Source organism: Streptomyces sp. NPDC025273 (assembly GCF_040638585.1).
GTDB lineage: Bacteria > Actinomycetota > Actinomycetes > Streptomycetales > Streptomycetaceae > Streptomyces > Streptomyces cinereorectus.
Map to the genome: position 1 here is coordinate 872,254 of NZ_JBEZYP010000001.1, position 16,728 is coordinate 888,981.

Annotated in this window: 15 protein-coding genes; 8 read left to right on the forward strand and 7 right to left on the reverse strand. The window is 72.4% G+C overall.

Annotation, left to right across the window (positions count from 1 at the left end; genetic code table 11):
• Positions 1–199: 199 nt before the first annotated feature.
• Positions 200–1,747 (reverse strand): leucyl aminopeptidase, encoded by a 1,548-nt coding sequence (locus tag AB0F38_RS03815; protein WP_361886057.1) that lies wholly within the window; start codon positions 1,745–1,747, stop codon positions 200–202.
• 239 nt (positions 1,748–1,986) lie between these two features.
• Here AB0F38_RS03815 and AB0F38_RS03820 point away from each other — a divergent pair, with 239 nt between their 5' ends.
• Positions 1,987–2,802, forward strand: a complete 816-nt coding sequence (locus AB0F38_RS03820) for an endo alpha-1,4 polygalactosaminidase (RefSeq protein ID WP_361886060.1) — start codon at positions 1,987–1,989, stop codon at positions 2,800–2,802.
• A gap of 33 nt (positions 2,803–2,835) precedes the next feature.
• Here the strand turns inward: AB0F38_RS03820 and cobS are convergent, their stop codons facing one another.
• Positions 2,836–3,615: an adenosylcobinamide-GDP ribazoletransferase gene (gene cobS / locus AB0F38_RS03825; protein ID WP_361886063.1), complete on the reverse strand. Its 780-nt coding sequence runs from the start codon at positions 3,613–3,615 to the stop codon at positions 2,836–2,838.
• An 85-nt stretch (positions 3,616–3,700) separates the two neighbouring features.
• Here cobS and AB0F38_RS03830 point away from each other — a divergent pair, with 85 nt between their 5' ends.
• Positions 3,701–4,483, forward strand: coding sequence for a hypothetical protein (locus AB0F38_RS03830; protein WP_361886066.1), 783 nt, complete (start codon positions 3,701–3,703; stop codon positions 4,481–4,483).
• A 2-nt stretch (positions 4,484–4,485) separates the two neighbouring features.
• Here the strand turns inward: AB0F38_RS03830 and cobT are convergent, their stop codons facing one another.
• Both cobT and AB0F38_RS03840 read right to left on the reverse strand, forming a co-directional pair.
• On the reverse strand, positions 4,486–5,607 hold the full coding sequence (cobT, locus tag AB0F38_RS03835) for a nicotinate-nucleotide--dimethylbenzimidazole phosphoribosyltransferase (protein ID WP_361886068.1): 1,122 nt from the start codon (positions 5,605–5,607) through the stop codon (positions 4,486–4,488).
• A 103-nt stretch (positions 5,608–5,710) separates the two neighbouring features.
• Entirely contained in the window at positions 5,711–6,913 is a 1,203-nt protein-coding gene (locus AB0F38_RS03840) for a bifunctional adenosylcobinamide kinase/adenosylcobinamide-phosphate guanylyltransferase (RefSeq protein ID WP_361886071.1), read from the reverse strand.
• A 91-nt stretch (positions 6,914–7,004) separates the two neighbouring features.
• Here AB0F38_RS03840 and AB0F38_RS03845 point away from each other — a divergent pair, with 91 nt between their 5' ends.
• A complete protein-coding gene (locus AB0F38_RS03845; RefSeq protein WP_056784341.1) occupies positions 7,005–7,208 on the forward strand; it encodes a hypothetical protein in 204 nt (67 codons plus the stop codon).
• A gap of 75 nt (positions 7,209–7,283) precedes the next feature.
• Here AB0F38_RS03845 and AB0F38_RS03850 read toward each other — a convergent pair whose 3' ends face one another.
• The 3 genes from AB0F38_RS03850 to AB0F38_RS03860 form a co-directional block, all read right to left on the reverse strand.
• The gene (locus AB0F38_RS03850; protein ID WP_361886074.1) at positions 7,284–8,360 is read right to left on the reverse strand and encodes a trypsin-like peptidase domain-containing protein; all 1,077 of its coding nucleotides are present in this window, start codon (positions 8,358–8,360) and stop codon (positions 7,284–7,286) included.
• 92 nt (positions 8,361–8,452) lie between these two features.
• Positions 8,453–9,187 (reverse strand): methyltransferase domain-containing protein, encoded by a 735-nt coding sequence (locus tag AB0F38_RS03855; protein WP_361886761.1) that lies wholly within the window; start codon positions 9,185–9,187, stop codon positions 8,453–8,455.
• A 59-nt stretch (positions 9,188–9,246) separates the two neighbouring features.
• Entirely contained in the window at positions 9,247–9,846 is a 600-nt protein-coding gene (locus AB0F38_RS03860) for a DUF3043 domain-containing protein (protein ID WP_361886077.1), read from the reverse strand.
• A 297-nt stretch (positions 9,847–10,143) separates the two neighbouring features.
• Here AB0F38_RS03860 and AB0F38_RS03865 point away from each other — a divergent pair, with 297 nt between their 5' ends.
• The 5 genes from AB0F38_RS03865 to AB0F38_RS03885 all read left to right on the forward strand — a co-directional run bounded on the left by AB0F38_RS03865 (position 10,144) and on the right by AB0F38_RS03885 (position 16,696).
• Positions 10,144–10,926 (forward strand): PspA/IM30 family protein, encoded by a 783-nt coding sequence (locus AB0F38_RS03865; RefSeq protein WP_361886080.1) that lies wholly within the window; start codon positions 10,144–10,146, stop codon positions 10,924–10,926.
• Between the two features lie 10 nt (positions 10,927–10,936).
• A complete protein-coding gene (locus AB0F38_RS03870) occupies positions 10,937–11,215 on the forward strand; it encodes a hypothetical protein (protein WP_361886083.1) in 279 nt (92 codons plus the stop codon).
• Positions 11,216–11,369: 154 nt separating this feature from the next.
• Positions 11,370–12,650, forward strand: coding sequence for a histidine kinase (locus AB0F38_RS03875; protein WP_361886086.1), 1,281 nt, complete (start codon positions 11,370–11,372; stop codon positions 12,648–12,650).
• On the forward strand, positions 12,647–13,336 hold the full coding sequence (locus AB0F38_RS03880) for a response regulator transcription factor (protein WP_361886089.1): 690 nt from the start codon (positions 12,647–12,649) through the stop codon (positions 13,334–13,336). Before AB0F38_RS03875 ends, AB0F38_RS03880 begins: the two co-directional genes overlap by 4 nt.
• A gap of 204 nt (positions 13,337–13,540) precedes the next feature.
• On the forward strand, positions 13,541–16,696 hold the full coding sequence (locus AB0F38_RS03885) for an efflux RND transporter permease subunit (protein WP_361886092.1): 3,156 nt from the start codon (positions 13,541–13,543) through the stop codon (positions 16,694–16,696).
• Positions 16,697–16,728 lie beyond the last annotated feature (32 nt).

Sequence of the window (16,728 nt, forward strand, 5' to 3'; positions counted from 1 at the left end):
GGGCCCCCGCTCCGGGCCGCACGGACATCCGGTCCGGACGGTTACCCGCGCGTACGAAGTTTCGGGAAAACAGCTGGTCAGGGCCATTGAGAGGAACGCGTACGGCCCCGGACGCATGCCCGGGGCCGTATCCGCCGGGCGCGAACGCCGCAGGCGGACATCGCGCGCGAAGGCCGCACGCGAACGCGGTGCCCGAAGATCAGCCGAGGTCGCCGGCGGCCGTGCGCTCCGCCAGCTTGACCAGGGTGCGGACCGCGGATCCGGTGCCGCCCTTGGGCGTGTAGCCGTACGGTGCGCCCTCGTGGAACGCGGGTCCGGCGATGTCCAGGTGGGCCCACGCGATGCCCTCGCCCACGAACTCCTGCAGGAAGAGGCCGGCCACCAGGCCGCCGCCCATCCGCTCGCCCATGTTGGCGATGTCGGCGGTCGGGGAGTCCATGCCCTTGCGCAGGTCGGCGGGGAGCGGCATCGGCCAGGACGCCTCGCCGACCTCCTCGGCGATCTCGTGGATCGACGTGCGGAAGGCGTCGTCGTTGGCCATCACACCGAAGGTGCGGTTGCCCAGGGCGAGCACCATCGCGCCGGTCAGGGTCGCCACGTCGACGATCGCGTCCGGCTTCTCCTCCGACGCGCGGGTCAGCGCGTCGGCGAGGACGAGCCGGCCCTCGGCGTCGGTGTTGAGCACCTCGACGGTCTTGCCGCTGTACATGCGCAGCACGTCACCCGGGCGGGTGGCGTTGCCCGACGGCATGTTCTCGGCGAGGGCCAGCCAACCGGTGACATTGACCTTCAGGCCCAGACGGGAGGCCGCGACGACGGCGGCGAACACGGCGGCGGCGCCGCTCATGTCGCACTTCATCGTCTCGTTGTGGCCGGCCGGCTTGAGCGAGATGCCGCCCGAGTCGTAGGTGATGCCCTTACCGACCAGGGCCAGCGTCTTCTGCGCCTTGGGGTGCGTGTAGGCGAGCCGGACGAGGCGGGGGCCGTGCTCCGAGCCCTGGCCGACGCCCAGCAGGCCGCCGAAGCCGCCCTTGACGAGCGCCTTCTCGTCGAGGACCTGCACCTTGATGCCGTGCTCCTTGCCGGCGGCGGTGGCCACGGCGGCGAAGGACTCGGGGTACAGGTCGTTGGGCGGGGTGTTGATCAGGTCGCGGGCCCGGTTGATCTCCTCGGTGACCGCGAGGGCGCGCTCGGCGGCCGCCTTGTACGCCTTGTCGCGCGGCTTGGTACCGAGCAGGGCGACCTCGGCGAGCGGCAGCTTCGGTCCGTCGGCCTCGACGCCCTTGCGGGCGACCTTGTTCTCGCCGCCCTGGTAGGCGGTGAAGGCGTACGCGCCCAGCAGGGCGCCCTCCGCGATGGCCTCGGCGTCCTCCGCGGACTCCGTCGGCAGGGCGAATCCGGCCTTCTTCGAACCGGCGAGCGTGCGGGCCGCACTGCCCGCGGCGCGGCGCAGCGCCTCGGCGTCGTACGCGTCGCCCTTCCCCGGGACCGTACCGAGCCCGACCGCGACGACGACCGGGACCTTGAGTCCGGACGGCGCGGGGAGCTTGGTCACTTCGCCCTCGGCACCGGAGGCGCCCAGGGTCTCCAGGACGGTGGCGAGCTTTCCGTCGAACGCCTTGTCCACGGCCTCGGCGCCCGGTGCGAGGACCAGGGCCTTGGACCCAGCGCCCTTGGCGACGCCGACGACGAGTGCGTCGGCGCGCAGCGTCGCCGCACCGGCAGTGCTGAGAGTGAGAGCAGTCACGGTGGTGAAATCTCGCTTCCGTTGAGTTATGTGTCGGTCGAGGGGTGGGCCGACCGTGCCCAGCGCATCGTAGATGCCGCCGCAACGCGCCGGGAACGAGCCTACGCGCGCCCCGGCCTCCCGCTCACGGGGGCGGGGCCGTGCGGCCGCACGGCCCCGCCCCGACCGGCCCCGTACGGAGGGGGACGGACCTCGGCGATAGGGTCGTCGACCTGGGCGGGGCGAGTGGGGGAGACGGCATGCGGAGCGCGAGGACGCGGTGGGCGGTGCCCTGCGCCGTACCGGTGCTGCTGGCCGTACTGGCAGGCTGCACCCCCGGCCCGGAGCCGGCGGCCCCCGTGGAGCCGAAGGCCGTGGAGCGCTGGCAGCCGGAACCGGGTGTGGACTGGCAGTGGCAGCTCTCCGGCCGGGTGGACACCGGCGTCGACGCGCCGGTCTACGACATCGACGGGTTCGACCAGGACGCGGGGACGGTGGCCGCGCTGCACCGTGAGGGACGCAAGGTCATCTGCTACCTCTCCACCGGCGCCTGGGAGGACTTCCGGCCCGACGCCGGGAAGTTCCCCGCCTCCGTACGGGGCAGGAGCAACGGCTGGGAGGGTGAGTGGTGGCTCGACATCCGCCGCACCGACCTCCTGGAACCGCTGATGGAGGCCCGGATCGCCATGTGCGCGGAGAAGGGCTTCGACGCCGTGGAGCCGGACAACATGGACGGCTACCTCAACACCACGGGCTTCCCCCTGACCGCCGGGGACCAGCTGCGCTACAACCGGCTGATCGCCCGTATCGCCCACGACCACGGGCTGGCCGTCGGCCTGAAGAACGACCTGCCGCAGATTCCGCAGCTGGTGGACGACTTCGACTTCGCGGTCAACGAGCAGTGCGCGCAGTACGACGAGTGCGAGACCCTCACCCCGTTCATCGAGGCGGGCAAGGCCGTCTTCCACGCGGAGTACGAGGTGCCGGTGGCGGACTTCTGCGCGGAGTCCCGGAAGCTGAGGCTGAGCTCGCTGCTCAAGAAGTACGAACTCGGGGTCTGGCGCCGGACCTGCTGACCACCCCGGAGGTCCTCCGGCCGGATCGGGCCCTCAGCCCAGGACCAGCGCCACCAGCACCACGGTGGCGGCCGTTTCCTCCAGCGCGCCGAACACGTCGCCCGTCACCCCGCCGAAGCGCCGCACGCAGTGGCGCAGCATCAGCTGCGCCACGGCCGGTCCGGCCAGGGCCGCGACGGCGTGGTGCACGGCCCCGTACCCGCCGAGCAGCGCACCGGCCCCCGCGCAGCCCGCGACCACGGCGCAGGCGACGGCCGTGGCGGTGCGGAGCGGAACGGTGCCCGCCACCGCCGCGCCGAGGCCATCCGGCCGGGCGGGCGGGACGCCGCGGCGCGAGGCCAGCGTGAGCGCGAGCCTGGCGACGACGGCGGCGGCGGCCGCCCCCAGCGCACCGTGCGCCCAGCCCCGCCCGTACAGCTCGGACAGGGCCGCCACCTGGGCCAGCAGGACGAGAAGCAGGGTGATCACACCGAACGGTCCGATGTCGGACCGCTTCATGATCCGCAGGGCGTCCTCGGCCGGCCTGGCGCTGCCCAGCCCGTCGGCGGTGTCCGCGAGCCCGTCCAGATGCAGGCCCCGGGTCAGCACGGCGGGGAGCGCGGTGGCGGCGACCGCCGCCAGCAGGGGCCCTGATCCGGCGAGCAGCAGCAGCACCCCGGACGCGGCCGCCGACAGTCCCACCGCCAGCCCGGCGAGCGGGGCGCACAACATGCCGGCGCGGGCGGCTTCGCGGTCCCAGCGGGAGACGCGGACGGGGAGCACGGTCAGGGTGCCGAAGGCGAAACGTATGCCGTGGCTGTTCAGGGAGGTCACGGCGCGCAGGCTAGCCGGTGCGGCAGGGCGCTAGATTGTCCACCACACGCAAAAGCCGCGAAGTGGATCGTCGGGAGTGGGTGGCATGGGTCACTGGCTTCACCAGAACATCGTCGAACCGGGCAAGCTCCCGCTGCTGCTCGCCCTGAGCGCCTTCGTGCTGACGTTCGCCGTCACCCGTGTCATCACCCGGATGATCAGAGCCGGGAAGGGGCCGTTCGGCAACATCACGCCCGGCGGGGTGCACGTCCACCACGTGGTGCCGGGCGTCGTGCTCTCGGTGGTCGGCGGCTTCGGCGCGGTGGCGAGCGGGCAGCACGGTGTCGCCGCCGGGATCTGCGCCGTCGTCTTCGGTGTGGGAGCCGGCCTCGTCCTCGACGAGTTCGCGCTGATCCTGCACCTCGACGACGTCTACTGGAGCGAAGAGGGCCGCCAGAGTGTGGAGGTCGTCGTCCTCACCGCCTCGCTCGTCGTGCTCGTGCTCGCCGGATTCTCGCCCCTGGGGGTGGACGAGCTGACCGGCGATCAGCAGCAGAACAGGCTGGGCGTCGTGCTGACCTACCTCGTCAACTTCGGCTTCGTGCTGATCGCCCTGTTCAAGGGCAAGGCGCGCATGGCGGTGATCGGCACCCTCGTCCCGTTCATCGCGCTGATCGCCGCGATCCGGCTGGCCAGGCCCGTCTCGCCGTGGGCCAGACGCTTCTACCGCAACCGGCACCGGGCCCGTGCCAGAGCGCTGCTGAGGGCCTATCACCACGACGTGCGCTGGGCGGGGCCGCGCCGCAGGTTCCAGGACCTGATCGGCGGGGCACCGGACCGCACACCGCTGCCGGGGCCGTCGGGTCCAGGTCCCGGTCACGGGACCTGAGATCAGGCGGTGGCGGTCTCCGCGGTTCCCGCGTCCGCCTCCGCGGGAGGCTCGCCCGCAAACTCCTCCCCGGTCTCCTCGGTCTCCTCGGTCCGCTCGGGCAGTTCCGCGGCCAGCGCGGCGGCGGCCTGGACGAGCGGCAGCGCGAGCAGCGCGCCGCTGCCCTCGCCCACGGTCACTCCGTGGTCCAGCAGCGGCGTCAGCGCCATCCGGTCCAGCGCCTTCATCTGCGCCGGCTCACCGCTCACCTGCCCGGCCAGCCACCAGTCCGGCGCCCGGAAGGCGGCTCGCTGGGCCACCAGGGCACAGGCCGCCGAGACCACACCGTCCAGCACCACGGGCATCCGGCGCACCGCGCTCTGCAGCAGGAATCCCGTCATCGCGGCCAGATCCGCGCCGCCCACCGCGGCCAGCAGCTCCAGCTGATCGCCGAGGACCGGCCGGGCCCGGCGCAACGCGTCCCGGATCGCGGTGCACTTGCGCATCCACGCCAGGTCGTCGATGCCCGCACCCCCGCGCCCGGTCACCACCGACGCGTCCGTACCGCACAGGGCCGCGATCAGGGTCGCGGCCGCCGTCGTACCGCCGACGCTCAGGTCGCCGAGCACCACCAGATCGGTGCCCGAGTCGGCCTCCTCGTCGGCGATCCGCATCCCGAGACGCACCGCCTGCTCGGCCTCCTCGGCCGTCAGCGCGTCCTCGACGTCGATACGGCCGCTGCCGCGCCGCACCCGGTGCCGCACGACCGCGTCGGGCAGCAGCTCCGGGTCGCAGTCCAGACCCGCGTCCACGATCCGTACCGGCACCGAGAAGCGCCGGGACAGCACCGCCACCGGGCTCGCGCCGTCCAGCACGGCCCTGACCAGCTCGTACGCCGTCCCGGCCGCCCGGCCGGACACCCCGAGCTCCGCCACCCCGTGGTCACCCGCGAAGAGCACCACGCGGGGCTGGTCGACCGGCTTGACCGGCACCGCCTGCTGAGCGGCCGACAGCCACTCGCCCAGCTCGTCGAGGCGGCCGAGGGCGCCGGAGGGGACGGCCAGCCGCTCCCGGCGTTCCTCGGCATCACGGCGTACACCCCCGTCGGGGCGTTCGATCAGGTCGGAGAAGTCGTCCAGATTCACGGGGGTCTGCCTCGCGGGTCGTCACATGGTGGGCCGGAGCCCGGCGGAGGGCTCCTGTGCGGAACAGTACCCGGCGGCCTTCCGTGCCCCCGGCCCCGCGGACTCAGCCCCGCAGCACCAGCGCCTGCCCCGCCACCACCAGCAGCACATGCTCGCACTCGGCGGCGAACGCGGCGTTCAGGCGGCCCAGTTCGTCCCGGAAGCGCCGCCCGGCGGCCGTCGCGGGGACCACCCCCGAGCCGGTCTCGTTGGTCACGGCGACGACGGTACGGCGCGTCCCGCGCACCGCGCGGACCAGCTCGGCGACCCGCTTCCGCAAGGCCTCCTCCCCGCCGTCCGCCCATCGGGCGTCGTCCCACGCGGCCACCCGGTCCATCGCGTCCGTCAGCCACAGCGAGAGGCAGTCGATCAGCAGGGGCGGACCGTCGGCCTCCAGCAGCCCCACCAGCTCGCACGTCTCCTCGGTGCGCCACGCGGCAGGCCTGCGGTCCCGGTGCAGGCCGACCCGGGCCACCCATTCCGCGTCGCCGTCCCGGCGGCCTCCGGTCGCCACGTACACCACCTCGGGGAACGTCTCCAGGCGCTGCTCGGCCTCCAGCGACTTCCCCGACCGGGCGCCGCCCGTCACCAGCGTGCGCCGGGGCACATCGGGCACCGCGCGGTAGTGACCCACCGGCAGGGTCGTCCCGTCCGGCACGGCGCGCGCCCCGCCCGCCGCGAGCCTGCGGTGCAGTTGCTCGCCGGGCGGCGCGTCATGGTCCAGATGGACGGCGATCACCTCGGTGGCCGCCCCGACAGCCCCGACGGCCCGCAGTCCGGCCACGGCGTCGGGGCGTGCGACCACGTCGCAGACGACCATGTCGTACGGCTCCGCGGCCCGGCCGGCGAGCCCGGCGGGGGCGGCCCCCGGCGGCAGGTAGAGCAGCCGCTCGCCTTCCGGCGACGTCACCTCGTAGCCGGTACCCGGAGCGTCCATCGCCACGGCCCGGATCCGGTGACCGGTGATCAGCGTCAGCTCCTGCCCGTCCGGGACCCGTCCCGCGGGCGGCAGCGAAGGGGGCTGTTCCACGGCGGGACCGTCGTGCGGGTGGGTCAGCAGCACCTGCCGTACGCCGCTGAGCGAATGGCCCGCACGGGCGGCGGCGAACACCGCGCCCGGGGTGAGGTCGAGCAGCAGGGCGTCGTCGACGAGCAGCGCGGTCGGGGCGCGCCCGCGCGCACCGCGGGCCGATGCGCAGACGGCGCAGGGGCAGTGGGGCCGCGGCAGCCCGTCGGGGGCGCCGGTGCCGAGCAGAGTAAGTTCCACGCTGCTGATCCTCCCGTGTCCACGCACCACCTGCGCGCCCGGGCCGGGCACCACTAGGCTTGCGGTCAGCAACGTGACCCAGGAGGCGGACATGGCGTGGACGTGGCGGTTCGAGAAGTCCGACGGTACGGAGACGGAGCCGGCCCTGCAGCCGGAGGAGTTCACGACCCAGGGCGACGCGGAGTCCTGGATCGGTGAGTTCTGGAAGGAGCTGCTGGAGGGCGGCGCCCACCAGGTGACGCTCTTCGAGGACACGACGAAGATCTACGGCCCGATGAGTCTCCAGGCCGAATAGGCCCCGCCGGCCCGCCCGTCACCAGGCCCTCGGCCCGGGCGGGCGGCTGCCGTCCCCGCCCCGGGGCCCTCCTCGTCACATCTCGCCCAGGGTGACCTCGGCCGACTTCTCCGCGTCCCCGCGCACGTACGTCACCTCGACCTCGTCGCCGGGTCTGTGGTCCGCCAGGGCCTCGGAGAGCGAGGTGATCGTCGTGACGGGGGTGCCGTCGATCCGGGTGATGACGTCCCCGGCGCGCAGCCCGGCGTCCTGAGCGGCACCGCCCTTCTCCACGCTGACGATCGCGACCCCGGCGGGCCGGTAGCCGGCGTCGAGGACCGTACGGCCCGTGATGTCCAGCGCGGCCCGGCCCGAGTCGGTGACCTTGCCGGACTTGATGATCTGGTCGGCGACCGTCCGCACCGTCGAGACCGGGATCGCGAACCCGATTCCCGGTGCGGCGCTGTCGCCCTCCGCCGCCGCGAGGGTCGGGATGCCGATCACCTCGCTGTCGAGGTTCACCAGGGCGCCGCCGCTGTTGCCCGGGTTGATCGCCGCCGAGGTCTGAACCATGCCGGCGAGCGTCGCCCCGGTGCCGTCGCCCGGGCCGCTCTCGCTCACGGTCCGGCCCACGGCGGAGACGATGCCCTGGGTGACGCTGCCGGACAGGCCCAGCGGTGAGCCCATCGCGAGCACGATCTGCCCCACCTCGACCTCGTCGGTGTCGTCGAACCGCGCGGCCTTCAGCCCGGCCGGGAGGTCGTCCAGCTTCACGACCGCCAGGTCCTGCTCCGGGTAGGAGGAGACCAGGGAGGCCTTGAACACCTTCTCGCCGGTGGGGACGCTGACGTCGAAGGTCTTCCCGCCGGCCACCACATGGGCGTTCGTGACGATGTGGCCCTTGTCGTCGTAGACGACGCCGGAGCCGAGGCCGTCCCCGGCGGCGATCTGCACGACGGAGGGCAGCACGTCCGTGATGACGTCCTGGTACCGCTCCTCCAGGCCGTCCGCCGCGCGGGCGGCCACGGCCTGTCGCGCGGGGGCGCCGGAGGGGGAGGTGTCCGGCCCGGCGCAGCCGCAGACCAGGGCGAGCACGCCCACGCCGGCGGCCAGGGGCAGCCGGCGGCGGCGTCCTGAGCGGCAGGGGGAAGGGGGTGCGGGGGATGCGTCCATGCCCGGAGTATCGCCAGGGCCCCCGGCGAGGGGCCCGCGCTGATGGGCCGGTCAGGCGTACGGCCCCGAGCCCCGCATCCGGACCGGGGACCCTAGCCGCGCACCCCGCACAGGTGCAGCAGCGCGGCCACCCCGCGGTAGGGATCGGTACGCCCCGCCCGGTCCTCCGCGTCCAGCACACGTGCCAACTGCTCGGCGCCGGGCAGCTCCACCTCGTTGCCCACGTTGTCCGTGAAGACCCGTACGCCGTACCAGGCGTGCAGCGGCGCGGCGATCCCGGCGAGCGTGGCTCTCAGCGTGCCGAGCCGGTCCGCCCGCACCGTGAGGCCGAGCCGGTTCGTGTAGGTGTCCGTGTCGAACGCCGCGAGGGCCCCGGCGAAGTCGCCCGCCGACCCGGGCCGCATGGCCAGCGCGTCGGCGTTCCGCACGAGCAGGGACAGCAGGCCGCCGGGCGCCAGCACCCGGGCGAGACCTGCCAGCATCGGATCGGGCTCGGGTACGTACATCAGGACGCCGTGGCAGAGCACGACGTCGAAGCTGCCGGGCAGGAAGTGGACCCCGGTGTCGCGGCCGTCGCCCTCGACGAGCCGCATCCGCTCCCGGATGCCCTCGGGCTCACCCGCGAGCGACTCCCGCGCGGTCCTGAGCATCTCGCCGTCGGACTCCAGGCCCGTCACGGAGTGCCCGGCCCGCGCCAGACGCAGCGCCTGCGTGCCCTGGCCCATGCCGACGTCGAGCACCCGCAGCCGCCGCCCCACGGGGAAGCGCGCGGCTATCTGCTCGTCCAGCTGCCGGGCGACGAGCTCCTGGCGGACCGTGTTGCGCAGGCCGCCGAGCCCCTCGAGCCACTGGGAAGAGACCCCCGTGAAACCGGAGGTCTCCGTGCTCAGGGCCGCTCTCCCCGCTTGACCTGCGGCTTCGGAAGCCGCAGCCGGCGCATCTGGAGCGTACGCATCAGGCCGTAGGCCACCGCGCCGCGCTTCGGGGCGTCCGGGAAGCGCTGGGCCAGCTGCTTCTTCAGGCGGAACCCGAGGCCGACGGAGTCGACCACGATCAGCACGATCACGCCGAGCCAGAGCATCAGGGAGATGTTCTGGATGTTCTGGACCTGGATCACGCTGAGGATCAGGATGATCACCGCGAGCGGGAGGAAGTACTCCGCGACGCAGAAGCGCGAGTCCACGAAGTCACGGACAAAGCGCCGCACGGGCCCCTTGTCACGCGCGGGCAGATAACGCTCGTCACCCGACGCGAGTGCCTCACGCTGCCTGGCCAGATCGGCGCGTCGCGCTTCGCGCTGGCGCTTCATCGCCTCCTTGCGATCGGTCGGCGTGCCGCTGGAGGCTCGCCGGCGCTGCGTCTGGGCCTCGCTGCGCTTGGGGGTGGGGCGACCCTTGGGAGCCTCAGGGTCGCGGGGCTGCTTGGAGAGGTCCGCCGTCACCTTGCCGGTGGGGGCCTTCTCTTCCTTGGAACGGCTACGGAACACAAAACCCAAGGGTACGGGGTCGGTGCGGGCAACACGGGACCGGGCGGGAACGATCCGGCAACGGACCGCGTCCTGATAACTGTCCTGACAGGGGCAGAACGGACTCCGGTGCGGCGTGCCCCCGATTGCCGTCTACTCCCTGGGCGGGAGCGGTCACCGCTCGCAGTCGTCCTTGGGGAGGAGCACATCAACGCCCGAACAGTGCGGTAATGGAGACAGGGCCCGTACTGTGGGTTCTGTTGGAGTGCTGGAGCCCAGTCCGTCAGAAGGGGGCGCGCGAAGCCCATGAGCGGTGTCATGAAGCGTATGGGAATGATCTTCCGCGCGAAGGCAAACAAGGCCCTTGACCGGGCCGAGGATCCGCGCGAGACCCTCGATTACTCGTACCAGAAGCAGCTGGAGCTGCTTCAGAAGGTGCGCCGCGGGGTCGCCGACGTGGCGACTTCGCGCAAGCGGCTCGAGCTGCAGCTGAACCAGCTGCAGGGACAGTCGTCCAAGCTGGAGGACCAGGGCCGCAAGGCACTCGCGCTCGGCCGCGAGGACCTGGCCCGTGAGGCGCTGTCCCGGCGCGCCGCCCTCCAGCAGCAGGTCACCGACCTGGAGACGCAGCACCGGACGCTGCAGGGCGAGGAGGAGAAGCTCACTCTCGCGGCCCAGCGGCTGCAGGCCAAGGTGGATGCCTTCCGCACGAAGAAGGAGACCATCAAGGCCACCTACACGGCGGCCCAGGCGCAGACCCGGATCGGCGAGGCCTTCTCCGGCATCTCCGAGGAGATGGGCGACGTCGGCCTCGCCATCCAGCGGGCCGAGGACAAGACCCAGCAGCTCCAGGCCCGGGCCGGAGCCATCGACGAGCTGCTGGCCTCCGGCGCCCTGGACGACCCGACCGGGACGGCGAAGGACGACATCGCCGCCGAGCTGGACCGGCTCTCCGGTGGTACGGATGTAGAGCTGGAACTGCAGCGGATGAAGGCCGAGCTCGCCGGCGGTTCCTCCGCGCAGCAGCAGGCCATCGAGGGCGGTGCGCAGGACGCGGCACCGCAGTCGCAGCAGTCTCCGCACAAGTTCGACAAGCAGTGAGGGCAGCGTCATGATCGTACGGATCATGGGGGAGGGCCAGGTCGTCCTGGCCGACAGTCACGTCGCCGAGCTGGACAAGCTCGACGACGTACTGCTCGCCGAGATGGAGAGCGGTGACGGACCCGGCTTCCGCACCACGCTCCACGCGCTCCTCGACAAGGTGCGCGAGCTCGGCTCGCCACTGCCGGACGACTCCCTGGAGCCGTCCGAGCTGATCCTGCCGTCACCGGACGCCACCCTCGACGAGGTGCGCGCGATGCTCGGCGACGACGGGCTCATCGCCGGCTGACCGTACGCCCGCTCCACACTCCCCACCGTGCCCCGCACCGGTCCCACCGGTGCGGGGCACGGTGCTGCGGGAGTGGTTCCCCGACGCCACCGCGGGACCGCGTCCGGACACCGCACGGACGTCCGGTGGACGGCACGCCGTACCGTGGCTCGACGTGACCACCCTCGGAACCGGACTCGTGCGTGCCCGGCGCTGGCTGCACGGCCACCCCCTCGCCCTCGACGGGGCGCTCGCCACGGCGGTGCTCGCCGCCATGCTCTGCGCGTCGTTCGCCGAGCCGAACCCGGGACACGGGCCCATCTTCGGCGTCCGTACCCCCGAACCCCTCAGCGTCCTCCTGATGGTGCTCGGGGCCGCGGCGCTCGTCCTGCGGCGGCGCAACCCCATGGCGGTGCTCGCCGTGACCGGGGTGCTGTCCGCCCTCGAGTTCCTCCTGATGGACCCGCCCGCCCCCGTGGTGATGAGCTCCGTCATCGCGCTCTTCACCGTCGCGGCCAGCACCGACCGCCCCACCACCTGGCGCGTCGGCCTGCTGACCATGGTGGTGCTGACCGTGGCAGCGATGGCGGTCGGCTCGGCCCCCTGGTACGGCCAGGAGAACGTCGGCGTCCTCGCCTGGACCGGTCTGGCCGGTGCCGCCGGGGACGCCGTGCGCAGCAGGCGCGCGTTCGTGGACGCGATCCGGGAACGGGCCGAGCGGGCGGAACGCACCCGCGAGGAGGAGGCCCGCCGCCGGGTCGCCGAGGAACGGCTGCGGATCGCCCGGGACCTGCACGATGTCGTCGCCCACCACATCGCCCTGGTCAACGTCCAGGCCGGGGTGGCCGCCCATGTCATGGACAAGCGCCCGGACCAGGCCAAAGAGGCGCTCGCCCACGTACGGGAGGCCAGCCGCTGCGCGCTCAACGAACTCAGGTCCACCGTCGGGCTGCTGCGCCAGTCCGGCGACCCGGAGGCGCCCACCGAGCCGGCCCCCGGACTCGCCGTCCTCGGCGAGCTGGTCGGCACCTTCCGGAACGCGGGCCTCCCCGTCGTGGTGGCCTGCACCGACCGCGACAGCCCGCTGCCCGCCGCCGTCGACCTCGCGGCCTACCGGATCATCCAGGAGGCCCTGACCAACGTACGCAAGCACGCGGGCGCGGACGCCGAGGCCGAGGTGAGCGTCGTACGGGTCGGGGCGACGGCGGAGATCACCGTGCTCGACAACGGAAGGGGCGCCGGTACGGGCCGTGCCGACGGGCACGACGACGACGGCGGCGGCGGCAGGCACGGCCTCATCGGCATGCGCGAACGCGTCACCGCGCTCGGTGGCACCCTCACCGCCGGTCCCCGTTACGGCGGTGGATTCCGTGTCCATGCGATCCTGCCCGTCATGTCCCGCACGGCTGAGCCGGAGAGACCGGCCACCGCGGAACGGACGGGGGGACGCGCATGACACCGATCAAGGTGCTGCTCGCGGACGACCAGGCGCTGCTGCGCAGCGCGTTCCGGGTGCTGGTCGACTCGGAGCCCGACATGCAGGTCGTCGGCGAGGCCGCGGACGGTGCCGAGGCCGTCGCACTGGCCCGCTCGACCCGCGCGGACGTGGTGCTGATGGACATCCGGATGCCCGGCACCGACGGGCTCACCGCCACCCGGATGATCAGCGCGGACCCCGGTCTGGCGGACGTACGGATCGTCATGCTCACCACGTTCGAGGTGGACGAGTACGTGGTGCAGTCCCTGCGCGCGGGCGCGTCCGGCTTTCTCGGGAAGGGCGCCGAACCGGACGAGCTGCTCAACGCCATCCGTATCGCCGCGGGTGGCGAGGCGCTGCTCTCCCCGGCCGCGACCAAGGGGCTCATCGCCACCTTCCTCGCCCAGGGCGGGAGCGCCGGCGTGGGCCCGGACGCCGCCGGGTACTCCGAACGGATCGCCGCGCTCACCGGACGTGAGCGCGAGGTGCTGGTCCTGGTCGCGGGCGGGCACTCCAACGACCAGATCGCCGAGCGGCTCGTGGTCAGCCCCCTCACCGTCAAGACCCATGTGAACAGGGCGATGGCGAAGCTGGGCGCACGGGACCGGGCCCAGCTGGTCGTCGTCGCGTACGAATCCGGCCTGGTGCGGCCCAGGACCGAGTGAGGGGTGGAGATCCGGCGTACTCCAGCTGCGGTATGCGCTTCATGAGAAAGCAACCCGGGGACCGACGAATTCGCCCCCGGGATCGGCGATCGTGTAGCTGGGCAGGCTGTGTCCCCTTCGTTTGATCTTCGGACCCGGGCCTTCGGCCTTCGTTCCTGATCAGCCGCCCCACTGCCGCGTACGCCACAGAAGAGAGACCCACCCATGTCCTGGCTGTCCAGATTCAGCCTCGCGCAAAGGGCCCTGATCGGGCTGATCTCGATCGTCGCGCTCGTTTTCGGAGCGATCGCGATCCCGCAGCTCAAGCAGCAGCTGCTGCCCACCATCGAACTCCCGATGGTGTCGGTGCTGGCCCCCTACCAGGGTGCGTCCCCCGACGTGGTCGAGAAGCAGGTCGTCGAACCCCTCGAGAACGCGATCAAGGCCGTCGACGGCATCGAGGGGATCACCTCGACCGCCAGCGAGGGCAACGCCGTCATCATGGCGAGCTTCGACTTCGGTGACGAAGGCACGAAGCAGCTCGTCGCCGACATCCAGCAGGCCGTCAACCGCGCCCGCATCCAGCTGCCCGACGACGTCGACCCGCAGGTCATCGCCGGTTCGACGGACGACATCCCGACCGTCGTCCTCGCCGTCACGTCCGACGAGGACCAGCAGGCGCTCAGCGACCGGCTCGACCGCACGGTCGTCCCGGCGATCGAGGACATCGACGGTGTCGGCCAGGTCTCGGTCGACGGTGTCCAGGACCTCCAGGTCTCCGTCGTCCCCGACGACAGGAAGCTGGCGGCGGCCGGACTGAACGCCGGCTCGCTGGCCCAGGCCCTGCAGGCCGGCGGTGCGACCGTTCCGGCCGGTTCCTTCGCCGAGTCGGGCAAGAGCCGCACCATCCAGGTCGGCGGCTCCTTCACCTCGCTCCAGCAGATCGAGGACCTCAGGATCTCCGCGCAGGACCCGGCGGCCGGCAGGCCCGGGAAGCCGGTCCGCGTCGGTGACATCGCCACGGTGAAGGAGGAGCCCTCCACGGCGGTCTCCATCACCCGCACGAACGGCAGGCCGAGCCTCGCCGTCGTGGCGACCATGGACCAGGACGGCAGCGCCGTCGCCATCTCCGACGCCGTCCACGACAAGCTCCCGGAGCTGCGCAAGGACCTCGGCGCCGGCGCCGAGCTCACCGTCGTGTCCGACCAGGGCCCCGCCGTCTCCAAGGCGATCTCCGGTCTGACCACCGAGGGCGCGCTCGGCCTGCTCTTCGCGGTCATCGTGATCCTGGTCTTCCTCGCGTCCGTCCGCTCGACGCTTGTCACCGCGGTCTCCATCCCGCTCTCCGTGGTGCTGGCACTGATCGTGCTCTGGACCCGCGACCTGTCTCTGAACATGCTCACGCTCGGCGCGCTGACCATCGCGATCGGCCGCGTCGTCGACGACTCGATCGTGGTCCTGGAGAACATCAAGCGGCACCTCGGCTACGGCGAGGAGCGGCAGTCGGCGATCATCACCGCGGTCAAGGAGGTGGCCGGCGCGGTCACCTCGTCCACGCTCACCACCGTCGCCGTCTTCCTGCCCATCGGCCTGGTCGGCGGCATGGTCGGCCAGCTCTTCGGTTCGTTCTCCCTCACCGTCACTGCGGCGTTGCTGGCCTCCCTGCTGGTCTCGCTGACCGTGGTGCCGGTCCTGTCGTACTGGTTCCTGCGCGCCCCCAGGGGCACCGCGGAGAACCCGGACGAGGCGCGCCGCCAGGCCGAGGAGAAGGAAGCCGCGAGCCGGCTCCAGCGGATCTACGTCCCGGTGCTGCGCTTCGCGACCCGGCGCCGTGTCACCAGCATCGTCATCGCCTTCGTGGTGCTGTTCGGCACCTTCGGCATGGCGCCCCTGCTGAAGACGAACTTCTTCGACCAGGGCGAGCAGGAAGTCCTCTCCATCAAGCAGGAGCTGACCCCCGGCACCAGCCTGGAGGCGGCCGACGCGGCCGCACGGAAGGTCGAGAAGGTCCTCGCCGCCGACAGTGGCGTCAAGGACTACCAGGTCACCGTCGGCTCGTCCGGCTTCATGGCGGCGTTCGGCGGCGGTACGGGAGCCAATCAGGCCTCCTACCAGGTCACCCTCGGGGACGCGGCGGACTTCGACGCCACGCAGGAGCGGATCGACGAGGCCCTCGGCAAGCTCGACGGCATCGGCGACACGACGATCGCCGCCGGCGACGGCTTCGGCAGCCAGGACCTGAGCGTCGTGGTGAAGGCCGCCGACGCGGACGTCCTGAAGAAGGCCTCCGAAGCGGTGCGGACCGAGGTCGCCGAACTCGACGACGTCACCGACGTCCAGAGCGACCTGGCGCAGAGCGTTCCGCGCATCTCGGTCAGGGCCAACGACAAGGCGGCCGAGGCCGGATTCAACGAGAGCACGCTCGGCGCGGCGGTCGCCGGCGCGGTGCGGGGCACCCCGTCCGGCAAGGCGATCATGGACGACACCGAGCGTGACATCGTCGTGCGGTCGTCCAGCCCGGCCACCACGACGGCCGAGCTGAAGGCCCTGAGGCTCGGCCCGGTCGAGCTCGGCCGGATCGCCGACGTGAAGCTGGTCCCCGGCCCGGTCACGATGACCCGGATCGACGGTCAGCGCGCGGCGACGATCACGGCCAAGCCGACGGGCGACAACACCGGCGCGGTCAGCGCCTCGCTCCAGACGAAGATCGACGCCCTGGATCTCCCGGACGGCGCCACCGCCACCATCGGCGGCGTCTCCCAGGACCAGGACGACGCCTTCGGGAAGCTGGGGCTGGCCATGCTGGCGGCCATCGCGATCGTCTTCATGCTGCTGGTGGCCACCTTCCGCTCGCTCGTCCAGCCGCTGATCCTGCTGGTCTCCATCCCCTTCGCGGCGACGGGCGCCATCGGCCTCCTCGTCATCACCGGCACCCCGATGGGCGTCCCGGCGATGATCGGGATGCTGATGCTCATCGGCATCGTGGTGACCAACGCGATCGTGCTGATCGACCTGATCAACCAGTACAGGTCGCAGGGCATGGGCGTCGTCGAGGCGGTCGTCGAGGGCGGCCGTCACCGTCTCCGCCCGATCCTGATGACCGCACTGGCGACGGTCTTCGCACTCCTCCCGATGGCGCTCGGCGTGACGGGCGAAGGCGGCTTCATCTCGCAGCCGCTGGCGGTCGTGGTGATCGGCGGTCTGATCACCTCCACGCTGCTGACCCTGCTCCTGGTGCCGACGCTCTACGCGATGGTCGAGCTCCGCAAGGAGCGCCGCGCCGGGAAGAAGGCGGCCAGGCGCGAGGCCAGGTCCGGCATCGCGACCCCCGGCTCCTCGGCGGAGGCCTCCTCCGAAGAGCCGGAGCCGGCCAAGGCCTGACCCCCGGAGGCAACAGGAAGGCCCCCGACGCC

Excerpts from the sequence above, each read along its gene's own strand:
- AB0F38_RS03830 (WP_361886066.1), top strand. The coding sequence starts at position 3,701 with ATGGGTCACTGGCTTCACCAGAACATCGTCGAACCGGGCAAGCTCCCG.
- AB0F38_RS03865 (WP_361886080.1), top strand. The coding sequence starts at position 10,144 with ATGAAGCGTATGGGAATGATCTTCCGCGCGAAGGCAAACAAGGCCCTT.
- AB0F38_RS03850 (WP_361886074.1), bottom strand. The coding sequence starts at position 8,360 with ATGGACGCATCCCCCGCACCCCCTTCCCCCTGCCGCTCAGGACGCCGC.
- AB0F38_RS03885 (WP_361886092.1), top strand. The coding sequence starts at position 13,541 with ATGTCCTGGCTGTCCAGATTCAGCCTCGCGCAAAGGGCCCTGATCGGG.
- AB0F38_RS03820 (WP_361886060.1), top strand. The coding sequence starts at position 1,987 with ATGCGGAGCGCGAGGACGCGGTGGGCGGTGCCCTGCGCCGTACCGGTG.
- AB0F38_RS03845 (WP_056784341.1), top strand. The coding sequence starts at position 7,005 with ATGGCGTGGACGTGGCGGTTCGAGAAGTCCGACGGTACGGAGACGGAG.
- AB0F38_RS03880 (WP_361886089.1), top strand. The coding sequence starts at position 12,647 with ATGACACCGATCAAGGTGCTGCTCGCGGACGACCAGGCGCTGCTGCGC.
- AB0F38_RS03870 (WP_361886083.1), top strand. The coding sequence starts at position 10,937 with ATGATCGTACGGATCATGGGGGAGGGCCAGGTCGTCCTGGCCGACAGT.